Origin of the sequence: Bacillus sp. FSL R9-9497, from assembly GCF_038005805.1 — a bacterium.
Classification (GTDB): Bacteria; Bacillota; Bacilli; order Bacillales; family Bacillaceae_G; genus Bacillus_A; species Bacillus_A cereus.
In genome coordinates, this window is sequence record NZ_JBBOTY010000001.1 from 5,277,783 (window position 1) to 5,293,712 (window position 15,930).

Below are 15,930 nucleotides of genomic sequence, written 5' to 3' on the forward strand. Positions count from 1 at the left end.
CATTGCCTCTGTGAGTGTTTTTTATAAGCTTTATGTCTTCTGGTCATCTTATCTTTAAGATACAGAGCTGACCTTATTTCTACCATTTCGTTTCGAGTAGTATAACGCATCATCCGCCGCTTGAATAAATTTCTCCGGTGATTCTTCATATTCTGAAACCCCCACCGAAACTGTAATTTTTATTTTCGTTCCATCTAACAATTGAAATGGGTGACTTTCAACAGCTGTACGAATTTGCTCGCCCATACGAATTCCGTAAGCTAATCCCTTATTCGGTATCAAAAGCGCAAACTCCTCTCCACCCTTTCGAAAAGCCAAATCTGGAAATTGTGAAGTTTCTCGTAAAATACATCCTACTTGTTTTAGCACTTCGTCCCCTGCAGGATGCCCGTACGTATCATTTACATACTTAAAGTGGTCAATATCTATAAGTAGTAAACAAAACGAATCATTTTTCATGTTCTTATTACTAATATGACGATTCATCTCTAAATCAAACTGTCTTACGTTTCCTAAACCTGTCAATGCATCTATCGTTGCGTATTGTTTCATCTTTTGAAATAACTCATTGGATTGTAAAACATAATTTGCACTTATGAATGTTATGTAACCTGTAATAATACTAGAAATTAAATATAATCCCACTATGTGGATCTCTTTAATTAACCATATATATAACGCTGGGATTAGAATAGATAAAATATATGTGTGTAACCATACCCACTTTCCCCCTAAAGAAAGCTTCATGCGCGAAATAAAGATACTCCCTATTCCTATCGCAATGATTGTATAAAAAGCCACTTGAGAAGCTAATGAATAATCCATAAACAACAGCCTAGTTACTAAAATCATACCAATTGTTATGGTACTCGCTATCGGTCCTCCAATAATAACAGCTAGAATAACAGCTAAATAGCGTAAATCCAATAGAATGGTACCAACACGAACACTGAAATACATTAATACTATACCTAGTATCCCAGTAAAAATGCCTACTACACATTTCTGCCCAAAAGAGAATCCTTCTTTTAACGGCTTATCCCTTAAAAGCTGACCTCCAATAAAAATAAAGGAAAGAATAATTGTTGTATTTACAAATAAGTCCCTTAACATAAAATAATCTCCCTACTTTTCCATCTATCCCCTTCCTCACCTTATTGTATACGAAATACCTTTAATTCCCAAATATTTTGTTTATTTTTGCTGTTCCACGTGAAACAGCAAAAAAATAAAAAGGGCGAAAACTCGCCCTTTTTCATTAACAACAGCGTGATATTTTTCCACCCTTTGCATTAAATCTTGCTTCTTGTGCCTCAGCAAAAAATTGCTTTTGACATACAACCTCTTCTTCAGGATGATGCTTTTTCATATGCTCCACATATACTTCATAACTTGGTACCCCAACGAGCAAACTAATAAAGCGTTTTCTTTCACCCCATACTTGCCACAACTTTTTAAGCATAGTTCCTCGACTCACTTTCATCTCTAGGAATATATGGTGCCTCTTTTAACGGCATTGGCTTATTTCTTAATACTTGGATCCAAATTCGAAGTGCTGAAATTAACACAGCGATTACAACTATCATAAAAATTCCGCAAAGCGCTGCATCGATATAATCATTGAAAATAATTTGCTTCATTTGAGCAACATTTTTTGCTGGCGCTAACACTTTTCCCTCATCTAATGCTCCCTGAAATACCTTTGCATGCGATAGAAATCCAATTTTAGGATTTTCATGAAATAGCTTTTGATATCCCGCCGTCATCGTTACAATCAGCAACCCGACAGTTGGAATAAGTGTTACCCAAACGTACGCCTTTTTTCCCATTTTGAACAAAATTGTCGTTCCAAGTAATAATGCAATACCTGCTAGCATTTGATTTGCAATACCGAAAAGTGGCCATAATGTATTAATTCCACCGAGCGGATCTATTACCCCTTGGTATAAGAAATATCCCCACCCTAATACACATAATGTTGTAGCGATTACATTCGCTAATGTAGAATCCGTTTTCCCAAATGGCTTATATACATGCCCTAAAATATCTTGAATCATAAATCGGCCGACACGCGTTCCGGCATCAATTGTTGTTAAAATGAATAGAGCTTCAAAGAGAATCGCAAAATGATACCAAAATGCCATCATGGCCGTTCCACCTATTACTTGTGAGAAAATATATGCCATACCTATCGCTAATGTTGGCGCACCACCTGTACGTGATAAAATTGTTTGCTCTCCAACATTTACAGCGAGATCTTTTAGTTCATTTGGTGTAATAGCAAATCCCCATGAGGAAATAACTTGAGCTGCCTGCGAAACATCTGTACCGATAAGTGCTGCGGGGCTATTAATTGCAAAATACGTTCCCGGTGTTAATACACAAGCCGCAATCATCGCCATCGCTGCTACAAACGACTCCATTAACATTGCTCCATAACCGATTGGCTGTGCGTGTCCCTCTTGCTCGATCATCTTCGGCGTCGTACCTGATGAAACGAGAGCATGGAATCCAGACACTGCACCACAAGCAATAGTAATAAATAAGAACGGGAATAAGTTTCCAGAAAACACAGGACCAGTTCCATCAATAAATTTCGAAACTGCTGGCATTTGTAAATCTGGTGCTACAATTAAGATACCGATTGCTAACCCTACAATTGTTCCGACTTTTAAAAATGTACTTAAATAATCACGTGGTGCTAAAAGCATCCAAACTGGTAATGCCGATGCGATAAATCCATATACAATAAGCATAATAGCAATTGTTTCACCACTAAATGTGAACATACTTGCAAGTGTTGGATTTTCTGCTACATACTGTCCTCCAACAAGAGATAAAATAAGTAGGATAATACCAATTACTGATCCTTCTCCAACACGACCAGGCCTAATATAGCGCATATAAACTCCCATTAAAATAGCGATAGGAATCGTTGCTGCTATCGTAAACATTCCCCAAGGACTTCCGATTAGTGCCTTTACTACGACTAACGCTAATACTGCTAATAAAATAATCATAATTCCTAAAATACCTATCATTGCAATTAGTCCTGTAACAGGTCCAATCTCATCTTTAATCATTTCTCCTAACGATTTACCATTACGTCTCATCGAAGCAAATAAAATGACAAAATCTTGGACAGCCCCCGCAACAACTACCCCAACAATAATCCAAATGGTTCCTGGTAAATATCCCATTTGTGCTGCTAAAATCGGTCCTACTAAAGGTCCCGCCCCAGCAATCGCTGCAAAGTGATGTCCAAACAATACCCACTTATTTGTTGGAACATAGTCTTTCCCATCGTTTAATGTATGGGCTGGTGTTTGCCGATTATCATCTAAATTAAAAACCTTTCTCGCTATAAATCTACTATAAAAGCGGTAAGCAACTGCATATACACATACGGCAGCTACTAAGAGCCATACAGCATTAATGGTTTCACCTTGTGATAAAGCTATTACCCCAAAAGCACCTGCTCCTACTGCTGTAATAACGCCCCAAAGTAAGATCGATTTCAATGTCTTCACATACAATTCCCCCAATACTATTTCTTAGTGGAGATTGTACTAAATTTTCTGAATATTTAACTTGAATCCTCCCTATCATGAAGGATTTTCAGTTTATCATGTTAAAATACTCTCATTACCTACTATAATTCAATGTTATTTCGAAGGCGTTTTACATAATTACGACTGACTGGAATCGGTTGCTCATCATACCTATCTAAATACAAATTATACGTGCCATTATAGTAAGGTTTCAGTTCTTTTACATATGACATATTAATTAAATAGCTTTTATGTACACGTAAAAAATCATATGCATTTAGCTTATTTTCTAATTCCTGAAGTGTATATGTTGAAATATACTGATTATTCGTTGTGTAAATTGAAACAGTTTTATTTTCTTTATTTTTACTTACATATACGATATCTTCTGGAAGAATATATCGTATACCCTCTTGACTTTCTATCGGTAGTTTTCGCAAATAACTCTTTGCTTTCTCACCTTGTTCTTTACCTATTTTATATAAAAGAAATTGTAAATCTTCTTCACGAAATGGTCGCAATAAATAATAAAATGCTTGGAAACGAAAAGCTGTAATAGATTCTTCTATGTTTTCACCTACAAAAATAAATTTTGTATAGCAATTTATTTCTCGTAATAAACTTGCATATTCAAAACCAGTACCATCTAGTAATTTGGAACTTAAAAAAACAAAGTCTGGTATATGTTTTTTCATCATAAATAAAGATTCTGTTCCTGTCTTTGCTTCAAAACATTCTACATTTCTCATATTTTCAGTGAAATTTTCAGCTAACTCTCTTCTCTCTTCTGCCTCTTCCATGATCAGTAAAATTTTCATTTCTTCAACCACCTAATTCTTTGTCCATATGTCCTGTTGTATACATTCGCTTTTATAAGAAATAATCCCTTTTTCTTACTATACCATTATTTATCTAAAAAAACAGAAAAAAGGAAACCACTTCGGTTTCCTCTCCCCTTTTATCCCGCACTAACTGCCTATAAAGATCCGAGTAGTGTAGGATAATAAACGGTCAGGGATACGTTTAAATTTTCACTTTATACTAATTCTCGTTGCTTCGTTTCCTGTCCAAGTATTATTACAGCGAATACACCAATTAAAATTGATCCACAAAAAATCGTAAATATTAATGATAGTGAAGCTTCTGAGGCAACTAAATATCCCACTAATAGTGGCCCAAGAATACCACCAATACGACCAAATGCCGCTGCCATTCCTGCACCTGTACCACGAATAACCGTTGGATACTGCTCAGGTGTATAGGCGTATAATGCTCCCCAAGCACCTAAGTTAAAGAAGGATAGTAACATACCTGCCACGATTAATACTGTTAATGAATCCGCAACCCCAAACAAATAAGCACTGCAAGCTGTCCCGATTAAATACGTAACCAAAACAAATTTACGACCGAGACGTTCAATAAACCAAGCAGCTGTGAAATATCCTGGAAGTTGAGCTAATGTCATAATAAGTACGTATTGGAAACTTTTTATTAAACTAAATCCTTTTAGCACCATTACACTCGGTAACCAAAGGAACATTCCATAATAGGAAAAAACAACACAAAACCATAGAATCCATAGCATAATTGTTGCTTTACGATATTCCCCAGACCAAACTGATTTTATATTTTCAATAACAGATGGCCTTTTTTCAACTTTTTGGAACCTTGGGGAATCCGGTAAATTCCATCTTAAATATAAAGCATATAATGCTGGAACTGCACTCAATACCATCGCAACTTCCCAACCATATTTAGGAATAACAAAATACGAGATAAGAGCTGCAATTAGCCATCCACCTGCCCAAAAACTTTCTAATAACACAACAATTTTCCCACGTTCATGCGCTTCAACACTCTCTGATACTAGTGTAGAGGCAACCGGAAGCTCTCCGCCAAGCCCCATACCAATTAAAAAGCGTAAAACGAGAAACATCGCAAGTGTTGTTGTTAATGCAGTTAAACCACTACCGATAGAAAATAATAATAATGTAATAATAAAGACTGATTTTCGCCCTATTTTATCTGATAGTATCCCAAAAATAAGCGCTCCTACTGCCATACCGATTGAGTTAATACTGCCTATCCAGCCCATTTCTTGCGTACTTAATCCCCAATCCTTTTGCAAGGCTACCATTACAAATGAAAGCATTCCAACATCCATTGCATCAAATAGCCATCCAAGCCCAGCTATACCTAGTAGTTTGCGCTTCGAAATTTCTTTAACCTTGCCCACTAGAAGTCCTCCTCACACAGGTGTCTTTACACATCATTTTACATGTGTGAATTGTATAAGTAAAATACTTTTGTGTAAAAAATTCTCCTTCATCATTCCCAAAAAGTAAAACGTCTATCCCGATTGGTGAGAGCTAATAATCTGTGGGGATGCCTCACTGATTAAAGTTTCAATTTATTAAAAATGAACAAATAAAAAAAGCAGCGATATTTCGCTACTTTTTCGAACGCATTACTTCTTTTAAAAATTCCGCTAATACTAACTGACGACGCCAGCGTGTTGGATTACTGCATAATCTATAAAACCACTCTAAATGAATCGCTTGAATCCATTTTGGTGCACGTTTTACCTCTCCAGCCCATACGTCTAAACTTCCACCTACTCCAACAGCCATTTTCGTTTCTAAACGATGCTTATTGTTTTGGATAAAGTTCTCTTGTCTCGGGAAACCAAGTGCAACAAGTAATAAATCTGGTTTTGCTTCTTGAATGCGAGAAATAATATTCTCTTCGTCTTCTTGTTTAAAATAACCATCTTGTATACCGGCGATGGATACAGCTGAATATGTCTTTGTTAAATGATCTGCTGCAGCTTGTACAACATGCGGCTTTGCACCTAATAAGAAAACAGATACCGGCTTACTATCTTCTGATAACTTCGCAAGTAAATTACACATTAAATCAAAACCTGCTACACGTTCTTTTAAAGGTGTACCAAGCATCCCGCTTGCCTTTACAACCCCAATACCATCAGGTGTAATTAAATCTGTATTCAATAATGTTTGATAGAACTTTTCATCCTTTTTTGCGCACATAACAATTTCAGGGTTTGCTGTTACTACCTGAAACGTATGAGTTCGCTCCGCTTCTAGTTGTTCTTTTAAATATTGGACCGTTTCATCCATTGTCATTGTAGAAAAAGGAACGCCTAGAATATCAACTGTTTGTACTGCCATAGTTAACTATCCTCTCCATCATTACAAGTTTTTCGCTATTAATTGCTTATATGTTTCCTTTGTATCTTCATATAGTTTCTGAAGTGAGAAGTTCATAGTAGCATGCTCATAAATATGTTTACCCATTGCTGCTAACTCTCCAGTTTTCCACTTATCATACGCTTCTTCTAAAGCTAATGCTAATGCCTTTCCATCACCTGTCGGCACAATCCATCCGTAAGTTTCATCTACGATTAATGGTTCAATTTCTCCAGCCCTAGTCACAATTGATGGTACGCGTTGATTTGCCGCTTCTAATAAAACTAGTGGGAACCCTTCACTATGGGAAGTTAATAAATTTACATGTGACGACGCAAATAATTGTTTTACATCTTGACGATGTCCTAAAAACTCTACTTTATCGTTAATCCCTTTTTCAGTAGCTAATGACTTTAGATTTTCTTCTAATGGGCCATCGCCAACTAATAATACTTTAATTTTCTCTAATTTTGTTTGTTGTAACGCATCGAATAAAACTTCATGTCCTTTGACAGGATGTAATCGTGCTACTTGGATTGCCGTAAATACATCTTCATCAATATTGAACATTTCTTTTTTATTATAGCCTTCTGCTTTTTCCTTATCGTATTCAATTCCATTATAAATAACATGCATCTTTTCATTTGAAATACCTAATGCTGCCAGGCTTTTTTTCAATCTATTTGTTACAACGAAAAATAAGTCTATATTTTTTAAGGCTTTCAAATTTAATTTCGTAAAAATCCAACCTTTTAAGCCCTGTTTAGTAAAGTCTTGAAATGGATCACTATGAATAGTCGTTACCCATTTTGCCTTTATTCTCTTTTTCATTAAAGAAACATAGAAATTAGCCCTAGGGCCATGTGTATGAACTACATCAAATTTTTCTTTATTAATAAATTCACTTATATTCTTTAAAATGGATAAATCATAGCGCGATTTTTGTGAAAACACATGGACTTTTATCCCTAACTCCCTTGCTTCCTTCGCAACAATTCCATCTTCAAATACTGCTAATTCTACTTCACCAGTTGGAAACTGATCGAGAAGTGAAATAATATGTGTTTTCCCTCCCCCATCTTCTGCTCCTGCATTCATATGCAATATTTTCATATTTTTTCCTCCTTTAAATCCTCGCTACGTTTCCATCTATTTTTATTTTACTGTACTAAAAAATAAAAGCTAACAAAAGTTAGCTTTTATTTTTATCATTCAATTTCTAGGTCTACTATTAGATAAGCTAACACCACTACAAAGTAAATCCCAACTCCTGGTGCTGTTAAAATATGTCCTGCAATATAAGCAATACCTAACGCTAACAATAAGCTTGCTGAAATCATTCCATATTTTATATTAAATATGTCCTTAAATCTCGTAGCAAATGCTAGTAGAATTCTTAGCCCGTAATAAATAAATGGAATCATTAGTAATACAAAGCCAATAATCCCGAAATCATAAAACCAATCATGGAAGTCCATTTCAATTAGTTTTGGATCTGGCTGCTTTTGTTCATTGTATTTAAAGTTACCTGCATAACCCATTCCTAATAACTTTTGTGACATTGGCGCTTCTTTAAAGAACTGCTTATGTCTTTCTTCATATACTTGACGTCCACTGAAAATAAGATTTTCTTGATTTTCTTTCTTTTGCTCTTTCTCAAGCTCTTTCTTAACTTCCTCTTCTATCTTCGCCTTTTCTTCTGGCTTTTCAACTTTATGATGATTTTCTTCTTTTGCTTTAAGTTCTTGCTCTTTTTTCAGCTTCTCTTTAATTTCTTTTTCTTTTTGACCTTGCTGCGCCACATTTTGCTCTGATAAATAATTATTGTGAATACCCATATTTTGTGCTAATGGCGTTTGTTTAAACGTTCCGACTACACCAGCTAATAGGACAATAGCAATTACTGCATTAAGTGCAAGGGATTTTTTGTTCGGATTTTTTCTATCAAATAATAATTGTAGTAAAATAATCCCGATTGCTGCCGCTAGCGTAGCACCAATTGAGCCCATTCCTACTTTTGTACCAACTTGAATTAGCGAATAAATCATTAAAAGTGATGGAATCCAATATAAAATGTGTTTCCAGCTCTTTGTTTTTTGAATAGAATATAGTACTACAATAGGGAAAATAATAGCTAAGATTGAACCTAGTTCATTCCCTGCATAGAACCAACCTCGAGAACCAACCTTCATCCATTCATAACTACCAAAGTCAGTAGATGTTGAAATAGAAATAACCATAATTGCGTTAATGATTAATGTAGAATATACAATACTATTTCGAACCTTATCACTAATATTAACTGTCTTTTTCAATGATTTTAAAGCTAAAATGTATGATCCCAGCATGATATATATATATAATGCTTTCGCAACGAATTTAACCTCTTCACTAAGTACAATAGGATCCTTAACTAGTTTGTTATTAATAAATCCTATCCCTAAAACTCCGGCTAACAATATAAGATAAATTAAAAACTTTCTATTTTCCTTCTCTTTTGCCTGAATTAAAATGTAAATACCACCAACAGCCATAATAAGGAATCTTACTAAAATTCCAACGGTAGCATTTGACTTTAATAAAGTGATGCTAAGAGACGTTAATAAATCTAAAACAGGCTGTAAAATAATAAAAAAGAGCAAAAAATGCTCAAATCTAACCCTAGCTTGATTTGCTAACATTCCAAGACCTCCATACAAAATCTTAACATTATCTTTTAATCATAATTTTTTATCATTCAAACACACCTAGCAATTATAACATAACTCATATTCAAATCGAGAACTATTTTTCCAGCTAAAACTAGCCAGGACAAGTATTAATCAGTAATAGAAATTATCGTCCTTTAGCTATACTCCCCTATTTTTATAAAATCTATCTAACAACCATCCCCTTATTTTTGTCAGTATATAAATATTTTTTTATCATTTTATACAAATATAAATAACCTACCTATAATTGTAATGTTTTACCAAATAAACAACATCAAAAAATGTAAAATTAATCTTTTCATATCTTTTTCAAATTACTTTATGGCTATTTTCCAAACATTTTCAAACGCTTTCTTTATGAATTTTATCCGTTTTTCTACATGTAGCGAAAAGTAATTGTTATTTCCAATACTTTAGTGTATATTTTTTCTCTGGAACATCTTTAAGAGGAAGGGATTAAGGCCATGTTATTAATCGATATATTTACGTTTCTTGGCATTATCGCCGCTGCCATTTCTGGTACATTAGTTGGTTTAAAAAAAGATTTAGATTTATTTGGTGTCCTTTGTTTAGCTGTAGCTACTGCGCTCGGCGGCGGTATTATTCGTGATATCATGATTGGTAACCTGCCCCCTGTCGCATTTGTAAAACCCATTTACTTTTTCGTAAGTGTATTATCAGCATTATTTACTTGTATGTTTTTTGAGCGCATCAATAAACTTCAAGTCGTTATTATGCTTTCTGATGCTGTTGGCTTAGGTGTTTTTACAGCTATTGGTGCAAATGCGGCAATGTCACATCATGTTGACGCCTCATTTCTAGTTGTTTCAATGGGAGTCATTACAGGTATTGGAGGCGGTATTTTGCGTGACATTTGTGCTCAAGATATCCCTTACGTATTCCGAAAAGAGATTTACGCAATCGCTTCTATCTTAGGAGCAATTAGCTTCCTAATCACACACGCTATGGGGGCGCACGTGTTAGCTTTCTATGTTTGTTTATTAGTAACATTCATTATTCGTGTCGTCACTGTAATATATAATGTTCATTTCCCTGTTTTCTTTAAAACACATGCTAAAATTAATAAAGGCCATTAAGAGAATTCTAGATAGAATTCTCTTAATTTATATACTATTCAACGAACTAATATAGAGTAATTATATATAAGCATATATAATTACTCTATATTAGTTTTAAAATTGAAAACGTTTTATATACAGGGGGAAGAATGATGCTTGGGGTTTTCAAAAAAAATATTAATAAAACAAATGCCAGTATAATCGAATTAAGTAAGGACCAACAAATAACTTTTAATGTCCCTACTAATTCTGAATTAAAAATTCAAATGGATATGCTACATATTTCAAAAGAAGATTTACAAGTTGTAAAAGTACTACAGCCTTTTATTTATGCAGAAATTGATTGGATTACTGAAAAATTCTATGCCAACATTACAAAACAACCTAATTTAATTACTATTATTGAACGTTACAGCTCTATTCCAAAACTAAAACAAACTTTAAAAACACATATTAAAGAATTATTCAGCGGCAATATGCATGAAGATTTTATTGAACAGCGTGTTAGGATTGCCAAAAGGCATGTACAAATTGGTTTACATCGAAAATGGTATACTGCTGCTTATCAAGAATTGTTCCGCTCTATCATGAAGATTTTGCAAACAAAAATAACAACAATCGATGATTTTTCCTATTCTATAAATGTTATAAATAAATTATTTACTCTTGAACAAGAACTTGTTCTTGCAGCTTATGAATCTGAATATGAAAGAATACAAAAAGAGCATGAGAAAGAAAAAGAACTAACTGCTATGACAATTACGCATATCGCAACAGAACTAGCTGCTGTATCTGAAAAAACAAGCTCTTCTATTCAAAAACTAACCGCCAAATCTGAAACTATTGTAGAGATTGCTAAAACAGGTACATCATTAGCTACAACATCTGAAGAAAAAGCCAATAAAGGGAAAGAACAATTAAACCAGCAAAACAAACGAATGGGATCTATTCAAATGAATATGGAAACGATTATTACAGATACTCATGAACTCCTTAATATTTCTAACAAAATTAATGAAATCATAGATATTGTTAAATCGATTGCGGAGCAAACCAATTTACTCGCACTAAATGCAGCTATCGAGTCTGCACGTGCTGGAGAATTTGGGAAGGGGTTTTCTGTTGTTGCTGGTGAAATTCGAAAATTATCAGAGCAAACGAAAGAATCTATATTTAACGTTACAAAGCTCGTTGAAAAAACAAATGAACAAATTACCCGTGTCTCGTCTTCCGTGAAACAAATTAGCTCTCTCGTATCGGAAGGAACGGATAGTATGTCAGCAACAGATCGATACTTCCAAGAAATTGTAAAAGATATGTCTAACTCAAAAGAACAGAATAAGAAAATTGAACACGAGCTACAAGCTATTTCACAAGTAATGAAAGGAATTCAAGATGATTCCTCACAAATGGCTCTAACAGCCGATAATTTACAACTAGAACTAAATCGATAAGATAAAGTGAAACTTTAATCAACGGGGGTTTTGTTTATCCCCCGTTGATTATCAGCCCCCACCTAACTTCTTTGCTTTCCTTGATTTTGAGGTGGGGGTCTTGCTGTCTGAAAAATAGCGGGATAAAATTCAAGTCAGGCATATTTTTCATCTACACTGACTACTAAATTTCATCTTCCATCAAAAAAAGAATCCAGAATGGATTCTTTTTATTTTCTGAAAAATATTTTTTGACAATACACATAACTCATATAAACACCAAAGCTCTGCAAAATGAACAATGCCGGCATAATTACATTGTAATATGCCATATCTACTTGAAAGAGCTTTAACAATACGTAGCCACTAATTAAAAATAAAAACAACATATATCCCTCATTTTGTTGTTTCTTAATAAGAAAGTGTAATAGAGCTATAGTCATAAACAATGTTACGGCTATATATATCAGTTTTTCACATTTAAAAAGAATAGAATTTATTCCTTCATCTGAAAACTGATTTATCATCGGCTCTAAAAGTTTAAATCTTTCTCCCTCAATTTCTTTTAACTTTTGATCAATATGCTCTGTTACACTTTGATTTTCCGATATTTTTTCCTCATGTTGCGTTTTTCCAATTAAAACAGATTGAACATACGTCTCATTTGAAATTGTATATTGTGACAATCCTATTGCCTTAATTCCATAATTCACACCAAAATGGGCACTATAAAATAGAATAATTATCCCTATCATTTTTAGTAACACCTTTTGTTTCGTTGCTGATTGAAATACTTCGATTAATAATACATATACCGTGATAAAAATAGGAAGAAATAATCCCATTGGGAAAATCATATTACTAAATGCAAATAAAATCGCTGAAAACACCCACATATAAGGATGATCTAATCCTTTATATAAAAGTATGTAACAAGCAAAATAAAATAAAAATATTGCAAGTGATTCAGGAGTTAATACGGAACTCATGAATATATTTGGAATATACAGAGCATAAAAGATAGAAGCAATACGACCGCATTCTTCTCCAAAAACCATTCCCGCAATACGATAAATAAATAATGCTGTTCCTGTGCAAAATAGCACATTAAATAGTTGTAAAGCGAATAATGAATCACCAAATATACGAATAATTACCGATTGATATATAATAAAAGGTAAATGAGTTACAGTCCCTATATTATTACCAATTGCAATCTGCTTTGCAGACTCATACATCACTTTCATATCACCAATTATTGGAGCATCTACAAATAACAGCATACTAAGCCTCACAACTATAGATATACTTATAAGAAAAATAAGAAATTGTTTATCTGTAAAACGATATTGTAGAATTGATGCCACTAACAAAATGAGTATGACAAAAATCGCCAATATGATTGTTACACTTGTTGTACTTCCTCCAAAAAATTGCTTACTTGTCTCAAATGCTGCCCAACAACTATAAACAAAAAATGCGAGCATCGCACCGATTGTAATTTTATTGAAGAAAGATGAAAAATTTGTTTGTATATGATTCATATGTCCATTGCACCTCTATTTCCATTCATAACAAAACGATTCTACCATGAATGGGTACACGGCTGATAGGGAATTTCTATGACAAATACATAGTCATTACTTTTTACTTGCAATGTAAGCGAATCCTCTTTTACACTACATTTTAGATAAAATAAATTTTCTTTCAGTTACATGAATACAAATACAGAAGTTTAAATAATCCTCTTTTGGAATACACTTTACTTCATTAAATATCTAATATGAGTAATCCGCTTACACATATTATTCTGATTGAAAACAGACTATAGGGGCTGAATATATGGAAAAGAAATTCATGCGAGAATCTAAAGCAATTAAGACAACACGTGTTTTTCCTAACGATTTAAATAATCACCAAACACTTTTTGGAGGGAAATTATTAGCAGAAATTGATAGTATTGCTTCAATTGCGGCTGCAAGACATAGTCGTAAACATTGCGTAACAGCATCTATTGATTCAGTCGATTTTTTAACTCCAATTCACCAAGCTGATTCTGTTTGTTATGAAGCATTTGTATGTTATACAGGGAAATCTTCAATGGAAGTTTTCGTAAAAGTAATCGCAGAAAATTTATTAGCAGGCGAGCGTAGAATTGCCGCTACTTGCTTCATTACATTTGTGGCAATAAAAGATGGAAAACCTTCGTCCGTACCACAAGTACTTCCTGAAACTGAGGAAGAACATTGGTTATACACAACCGGTTCAGAACGTGCGGAAAATAGAAAAAAAGGACGTTTAAAAAGCAAAGAAATGGCTGAGGTTTTAACTTTAAATAAACCTTGGAATATTTAATACAATACTCTTCCATATACATGCACAGATTTTTTCTTCCTTGCATGTATTTTTTTATACAAAATATCACCTCTTACCATTTTATTCTCAATCTGTTCTCCTAAATCATGCACCAGCTTTTCCTTTATTTTGTTATACTGTTAATGGTATATTAAATAAAGTTCGTTTAAAAATAACCATAATATGATTAAGTATATAAGGGATGGTGCGGTAATGACTATTGAAGTACCAATTTCAATACCAAAAACGTTAATTATTATTCCAGCGTATAACGAGGAAGAAGCAATTGCAGATACATTAACAAGATTATTAAAACTAAAACAGCATTTTACAGGATTAAGCATTTGTGTTATTAATGATGGATCACACGATAAAACAGCTCAAATCGTACAAGATTTTCCTGTTCACCTTGTGAATTTACCATATAACCTAGGTATTGGCTCAGCTGTACAAACTGGATATAAATACGCATATGAGAACGGATATGATATTGCGATTCAGTTCGATGCTGATGGACAACATAATCCAGATGATTTATATAAAATAATAAAGCCAATCGCTGAAGATGAATGCGATATGGTGCTAGGGTCACGTTTTACAGAAAAAACAGCATATAAAGGTAGTATTTCCAGAAGGATCGGTATTTTTTATTTTACTGCCCTATTGAAAGTACTAACAAAACAAACATTTATGGATCCAACTTCTGGATATCGTGCTATCAATCGAGAAGTAATTAAAATTTTTGCACACAACTATCCAAAAGACTATCCAGAACCAGAAGTTCTTATTCATTTAAAAAAGAAAAAACTTCGCATTAATGAAATATCTGTAAATATGCAAGAGCGACAAGGTGGACAATCTTCTATCACACCTTTTAAATCTGCATATTACATGATTAAAGTAAGTCTTGCTATATTGATGCAAAAAATCGTGAAAGGTTGATAATAAATGCCTATAATTACCTTTTCATTCATCTTTATTTTATTATTATTATTATTAATTATTAATTCCATTCGCCGTGGAACTTTAGAAACGAAATATGCTGTTTTATGGATTTTCGTTTGTATTGCAATGGCTATTTTAAGTTCTACCGATAAAATTATAAACTGGATTGGAAAACTATTAAAAGTAGAATATCCCCCTTCCATTTTATTCTTATTTGGACTATTATTCTGTTTCATCTTAATTTTTGACCTAACAAGAAAAATTTCTAAACAACATCATCAACTTGTAACATTAACGCAAGATTATGCGTTACTAAAGCAAAAATTAAATGCAACTGAGCCAGACAAAGACTAACCTAATATTTCAAAGCTAATATAAAAAACCTCTTAATTTTCGGATAAATTAAGAGGTTTTTTTATTCTCAATATTAATTTATTCGCCTTCATAATCGTTACGATAAATACATCCTACTTACTAATAAGTTAAAATGGCATGAATAAGAAGTTATATACAATAGACATGATAAAGCTGTTTGAAATACGACAATTAATCATAAGAATCTAACTTCCCGACACCTTTTTAATAGAAAGTTGATTTACAAAGTTTATATGCGTTAAACTTATACAGATGTTCTTGTAATCTTCTTC

The 15,930-nt window shown here is 33.5% G+C and carries 14 protein-coding genes and 1 pseudogene; 6 read left to right on the plus strand and 9 right to left on the minus strand.

All coding sequences use genetic code 11. From position 1 onward, the window contains the following. Window positions 1–54 precede the first annotated feature (54 nt). From MKY21_RS27275 to MKY21_RS27310, 8 genes are all read right to left on the minus strand, one after another. Window positions 55–1,113: a GGDEF domain-containing protein gene (locus MKY21_RS27275; RefSeq protein WP_069604734.1), complete on the minus strand. Its 1,059-nt coding sequence runs from the start codon at window positions 1,111–1,113 to the stop codon at window positions 55–57. Between the two features lie 145 nt (window positions 1,114–1,258). Beyond that, window positions 1,259–1,462 carry a YbdD/YjiX family protein gene (locus MKY21_RS27280; protein ID WP_000914504.1) on the minus strand — a complete coding sequence of 68 codons (204 nt, stop codon included), beginning with the start codon at window positions 1,460–1,462 and terminating at the stop codon, window positions 1,259–1,261. Next, the gene (cstA, locus tag MKY21_RS27285) at window positions 1,455–3,530 is read right to left on the minus strand and encodes a carbon starvation protein CstA (protein ID WP_000854311.1); all 2,076 of its coding nucleotides are present in this window, start codon (window positions 3,528–3,530) and stop codon (window positions 1,455–1,457) included. Before cstA ends, MKY21_RS27280 begins: the two co-directional genes overlap by 8 nt. A gap of 122 nt (window positions 3,531–3,652) precedes the next feature. Beyond that, window positions 3,653–4,369, minus strand: a complete 717-nt coding sequence (locus tag MKY21_RS27290; protein WP_000698256.1) for a LytR/AlgR family response regulator transcription factor — start codon at window positions 4,367–4,369, stop codon at window positions 3,653–3,655. 218 nt (window positions 4,370–4,587) lie between these two features. Continuing rightward, window positions 4,588–5,787: an MFS transporter gene (locus MKY21_RS27295; protein WP_000521077.1), complete on the minus strand. Its 1,200-nt coding sequence runs from the start codon at window positions 5,785–5,787 to the stop codon at window positions 4,588–4,590. 214 nt (window positions 5,788–6,001) lie between these two features. After that, window positions 6,002–6,742 (minus strand): WecB/TagA/CpsF family glycosyltransferase, encoded by a 741-nt coding sequence (locus tag MKY21_RS27300; RefSeq protein ID WP_000290748.1) that lies wholly within the window; start codon window positions 6,740–6,742, stop codon window positions 6,002–6,004. A 21-nt stretch (window positions 6,743–6,763) separates the two neighbouring features. Beyond that, complete coding sequence (locus MKY21_RS27305; RefSeq protein WP_000697464.1) at window positions 6,764–7,873, minus strand: glycosyltransferase family 4 protein; 1,110 nt, start codon at window positions 7,871–7,873, stop codon at window positions 6,764–6,766. Window positions 7,874–7,968: 95 nt separating this feature from the next. Further along, a complete protein-coding gene (locus MKY21_RS27310; protein WP_000880749.1) occupies window positions 7,969–9,441 on the minus strand; it encodes an O-antigen ligase family protein in 1,473 nt (490 codons plus the stop codon). Window positions 9,442–9,935: 494 nt separating this feature from the next. Between MKY21_RS27310 and MKY21_RS27315 the strand changes: the two genes are divergently transcribed. The 3 genes and pseudogenes from MKY21_RS27315 to MKY21_RS31250 all read left to right on the plus strand — a co-directional run bounded on the left by MKY21_RS27315 (window position 9,936) and on the right by MKY21_RS31250 (window position 12,004). Then, entirely contained in the window at window positions 9,936–10,568 is a 633-nt protein-coding gene (locus tag MKY21_RS27315) for a trimeric intracellular cation channel family protein (RefSeq protein WP_000924369.1), read from the plus strand. A gap of 134 nt (window positions 10,569–10,702) precedes the next feature. After that, window positions 10,703–11,248, plus strand: a pseudogene (locus tag MKY21_RS31245) (protoglobin family protein); the annotation flags it as partial. Window positions 11,249–11,302: 54 nt separating this feature from the next. Continuing rightward, window positions 11,303–12,004: a methyl-accepting chemotaxis protein gene (locus MKY21_RS31250; RefSeq protein WP_370658441.1), complete on the plus strand. Its 702-nt coding sequence runs from the start codon at window positions 11,303–11,305 to the stop codon at window positions 12,002–12,004. Between the two features lie 209 nt (window positions 12,005–12,213). On the opposite strand, the gene MKY21_RS27325 is transcribed toward MKY21_RS31250, so the two are convergent. Then, entirely contained in the window at window positions 12,214–13,527 is a 1,314-nt protein-coding gene (locus MKY21_RS27325; protein WP_137074484.1) for an ArnT family glycosyltransferase, read from the minus strand. A gap of 298 nt (window positions 13,528–13,825) precedes the next feature. On the opposite strand from MKY21_RS27325, the gene MKY21_RS27330 reads away from it, so the two are divergent. The 3 genes from MKY21_RS27330 to MKY21_RS27340 all read left to right on the plus strand — a co-directional run bounded on the left by MKY21_RS27330 (window position 13,826) and on the right by MKY21_RS27340 (window position 15,637). Continuing rightward, complete coding sequence (locus MKY21_RS27330; RefSeq protein ID WP_000412123.1) at window positions 13,826–14,338, plus strand: acyl-CoA thioesterase; 513 nt, start codon at window positions 13,826–13,828, stop codon at window positions 14,336–14,338. Window positions 14,339–14,551: 213 nt separating this feature from the next. Continuing rightward, window positions 14,552–15,280, plus strand: coding sequence for a glycosyltransferase family 2 protein (locus MKY21_RS27335; protein ID WP_000151539.1), 729 nt, complete (start codon window positions 14,552–14,554; stop codon window positions 15,278–15,280). Between the two features lie 6 nt (window positions 15,281–15,286). Further along, window positions 15,287–15,637 carry a DUF2304 domain-containing protein gene (locus MKY21_RS27340; protein WP_001121774.1) on the plus strand — a complete coding sequence of 117 codons (351 nt, stop codon included), beginning with the start codon at window positions 15,287–15,289 and terminating at the stop codon, window positions 15,635–15,637. Window positions 15,638–15,930: the final 293 nt, after the last annotated feature.

Bases quoted from the DNA above. Each gene is read 5' to 3' on its own strand.
- MKY21_RS27275 (WP_069604734.1), bottom strand. From the start codon at position 1,113: ATGTTAAGGGACTTATTTGTAAATACAACAATTATTCTTTCCTTTATT.
- MKY21_RS27280 (WP_000914504.1), bottom strand. From the start codon at position 1,462: ATGCTTAAAAAGTTGTGGCAAGTATGGGGTGAAAGAAAACGCTTTATT.
- MKY21_RS27290 (WP_000698256.1), bottom strand. From the start codon at position 4,369: ATGAAAATTTTACTGATCATGGAAGAGGCAGAAGAGAGAAGAGAGTTA.
- MKY21_RS27300 (WP_000290748.1), bottom strand. From the start codon at position 6,742: ATGGCAGTACAAACAGTTGATATTCTAGGCGTTCCTTTTTCTACAATG.
- MKY21_RS27305 (WP_000697464.1), bottom strand. From the start codon at position 7,873: ATGAAAATATTGCATATGAATGCAGGAGCAGAAGATGGGGGAGGGAAA.
- MKY21_RS27310 (WP_000880749.1), bottom strand. From the start codon at position 9,441: ATGTTAGCAAATCAAGCTAGGGTTAGATTTGAGCATTTTTTGCTCTTT.
- MKY21_RS27315 (WP_000924369.1), top strand. From the start codon at position 9,936: ATGTTATTAATCGATATATTTACGTTTCTTGGCATTATCGCCGCTGCC.
- MKY21_RS31250 (WP_370658441.1), top strand. From the start codon at position 11,303: ATGACAATTACGCATATCGCAACAGAACTAGCTGCTGTATCTGAAAAA.
- MKY21_RS27325 (WP_137074484.1), bottom strand. From the start codon at position 13,527: ATGAATCATATACAAACAAATTTTTCATCTTTCTTCAATAAAATTACA.
- MKY21_RS27330 (WP_000412123.1), top strand. From the start codon at position 13,826: ATGGAAAAGAAATTCATGCGAGAATCTAAAGCAATTAAGACAACACGT.
- MKY21_RS27335 (WP_000151539.1), top strand. From the start codon at position 14,552: ATGACTATTGAAGTACCAATTTCAATACCAAAAACGTTAATTATTATT.
- MKY21_RS27340 (WP_001121774.1), top strand. From the start codon at position 15,287: ATGCCTATAATTACCTTTTCATTCATCTTTATTTTATTATTATTATTA.